The sequence below is a fragment of the Streptomyces sp. NPDC059564 genome, from assembly GCF_042735575.1.
Lineage (GTDB): Bacteria > Actinomycetota > Actinomycetes > Streptomycetales > Streptomycetaceae > Streptomyces.
Window position 1 is genome coordinate 1 of sequence record NZ_JBHWBP010000580.1, and the last position, 2,920, is coordinate 2,920.

A 2,920-nucleotide genomic window follows, 5' to 3' on the forward strand; every position below is an offset into this window, starting at 1 on the left:
GCCTCCCCAGGCCGGCCACCGGGGCCTTCGGCTTTCCCATCCCACTGGGTCATGCGCCCAGCACCTCTCCCCTCCGGGGTCAGAGGCGCTGGATGATCGTGCCGGTCGCCAGCGCGCCTCCCGCGCACATGGTGATCAGCGCGAACTCCTTGTCGCGCCGCTCCAGCTCGTGCAGCGCGGTGGTGATCAGCCGGGCGCCGGTGGCGCCGACGGGGTGGCCGAGCGCGATGCCGCCGCCGTTGACGTTGACCTTCTCCAGGTCCTGGTCGAAGACCTGGGCCCAGCTGAGGACGACGGAGGCGAAGGCCTCGTTGATCTCGACCAGGTCGATGTCCCGCAGCGACATCCCGGCCTTGCCCAGGACTGCCCGCGTCGCGTCGATCGGCCCGTCCAGGTGGTAGTGCGGGTCGGCGCCGACCAGCGTCTGGGCGACGATCCGGGCGCGCGGCTTGAGCTTGAGGGCGCGGGCCATCTTGCGCGAGGCCCACATCACGGCGGCGGCGCCGTCGGAGATCTGGGAGGAGTTCCCGGCGGTGTGCACGGCGGTCGGCATGACCGGCTTGAGCCGGGCCAGGCCCTCCATGCTGGTGTCGCGCAGGCCCTCGTCCCGGTCGACCAGCCGCCACATGCCCTGCCCGGCGGCCTGCTCGGCCTCGGTGGTGGGGACCTGGACCGCGAAGGTCTCGCGCTTGAAGCGCTCCTCGGCCCAGGCGGCCGCGGCCCGCTCCTGCGAGAGCACGCCGAGGCGGTCGACGTCCTCGCGGGTGAGCCCCCGGTGGCGGGCGATCCGCTCGGCGGCCTCGAACTGGTTCGGGAGGTCGACGTTCCACTCGTCGGGGAAGGGCTTGCCCGGGCCGTGCTTGGATCCGGAGCCCAGCGGGACCCGGCTCATGGCCTCGACCCCGCAGGCTATGCCGATGTCCATGACCCCGCCGGAGATCATGTTGGCCACCATGTGGTTGGCCTGCTGGGAGCTGCCGCACTGGCAGTCGACGGTCGTCGCGGCGGTCTCGTACGGGAGTCCCATGGCGAGCCAGGCGTTGCGGGCCGGGTTCATCGACTGCTCGCCGGCGTGGGTGACGGTGCCGCCGACGATCTGCTCGACGCAGTCGGGCTGGATTCCGGTACGGGCGAGGAGCTCGCGGTAGGTCTCGCCGAGGAGGTAGGCGGGATGGAGGTTGGCCAGGGCGCCCCCGCGTTTCCCGATGGGGGTGCGTACGGCTTCGACGATGACGGGTTCCGCGGCCATGAGCTCGTCCTCTCCTGCACATCCTGTACAGCGCCAGCGCGGCGGGCCGTCCCGGCGCCCCGCCTCGAACTAGTACGCGTTCTAGTTCTCCCCCGCAGTCTTATGACCTGGACCCCCGCCACGCAAGGGTCTTGCACGTTGCTTACACGGATTCCACACGCAACAGTTGGCGCGAGAACCCTTGTCACTTCTAGAACTCGTTACTACCTTCGAGCCAACTTCTGATGGGCCGTCAGACTTTGGAGTCGCCCGATGCCCTGTCCCGCGCTGCCCGAAGGCTTCGACGCCACCGACCCCGACCTCCTCCAAGACCGGGTCCCCTTCCCGGAGTTCACGCAGCTGCGGCAGACCGCGCCGGTGTGGTGGTGCCCGCAGCGGCGGGGCATCACCGGCTTCGACGACGAGGGCTACTGGGCCGTCACCCGGCACGCGGACGTCAAGTACGTCTCCACGCACCCGGAGTTGTTCTCCTCCACCACCAACACGGCGATCATCCGCTTCAACGAGCACATCCAGCGCGAGCAGATAGATGCCCAGCGCCTGATCATGCTGAACATGGACCCGCCGGAACACACCCGCGTACGCCAGATCGTGCAGCGGGGCTTCACCCCCCGGGCCATCCGCGGGCTGGAGGCGGCCCTGCGCGACCGGGCCCGGCGGATCACCGAGGAGGCCCTGGCCGCCTCGGCGGACGGCAGCTTCGACTTCGTCACCCAGGTGGCCTGCGAACTCCCGCTCCAGGCGATCGCCGAACTGATCGGCGTACCGCAGGAGGACCGGTCCCGGATCTTCGACTGGTCGAACAAGATGATCGCCTACGACGACCCCGAGTACGCCATCACCGAGGAGGTCGGCGCCAACGCGGCGATGGAGCTCATCGGCTACGCGATGAACCTGGCCGCCGCCCGCAAGGAGTGCCCGGCCAAGGACATCGTCAGCCAGCTGGTGGCCGCCGAGGGCCAGGGCAACCTGGGCTCCGACGAGTTCGGCTTCTTCGTGCTGCTGCTGGCGGTCGCCGGCAACGAGACCACCCGCAACGCCATCAGCCACGGCATGCACGCCTTCCTCACCCACCCCGAACAGTGGGAGCTGTACAAGGCGACCCGGCCGTCGACGGCCGCGGAGGAGATCGTGCGCTGGGCCACGCCCGTGGTGTCCTTCCAGCGGACCGCCGTCCAGGACACCGAACTGGGCGGGCAGAAGATCAAGGCGGGCGACCGGGTCGGGATGTTCTACTCCTCCGCCAACCACGACCCCGAGGTCTTCGAGAACCCCGACGTCTTCGACATCACCCGCGACCCCAACCCCCACCTCGGGTTCGGTGGCGGCGGCCCGCACTTCTGCCTCGGCAAGTCCCTGGCCGTCATGGAGATCGACCTGATCTTCAACGCCCTGGCCGACGCCCTGCCCGACCTGCGCCTGGCCGCCGACGGCCCGCGACGGCTGCGCGCGGCCTGGCTCAACGGCATCAAGGAGCTCCGGGTCAGCGCCCGCTGACCCGTGGTCCAGGACGGCAGGGGCCGTCCACCTCCACGCCCCGGCCCCTGCCGTCCGCTGGTGACGACGTCCCGCGCGGCCGCCGGACCCGCCCGAGTGGCGGGATCACGGCGCCTGGCCGATCCTGGCAGGACGCGACGATCCACCCGAAGGGGCGCCGGGGCAGCCATGCCC

At 70.5% G+C, this 2,920-nt stretch carries 2 protein-coding genes; one reads left to right on the forward strand and one right to left on the reverse strand.

The genetic code is table 11. The features are described 5' to 3' along the window. Positions 1-79: 79 nt before the first annotated feature. A complete protein-coding gene (locus ACFV0Q_RS40465; protein WP_385012967.1) occupies positions 80-1,249 on the reverse strand; it encodes a steroid 3-ketoacyl-CoA thiolase in 1,170 nt (389 codons plus the stop codon). A gap of 252 nt (positions 1,250-1,501) precedes the next feature. Between ACFV0Q_RS40465 and ACFV0Q_RS40470 the strand changes: the two genes are divergently transcribed. Then, entirely contained in the window at positions 1,502-2,746 is a 1,245-nt protein-coding gene (locus ACFV0Q_RS40470) for a cytochrome P450 (RefSeq protein WP_385012969.1), read from the forward strand. Positions 2,747-2,920 lie beyond the last annotated feature (174 nt).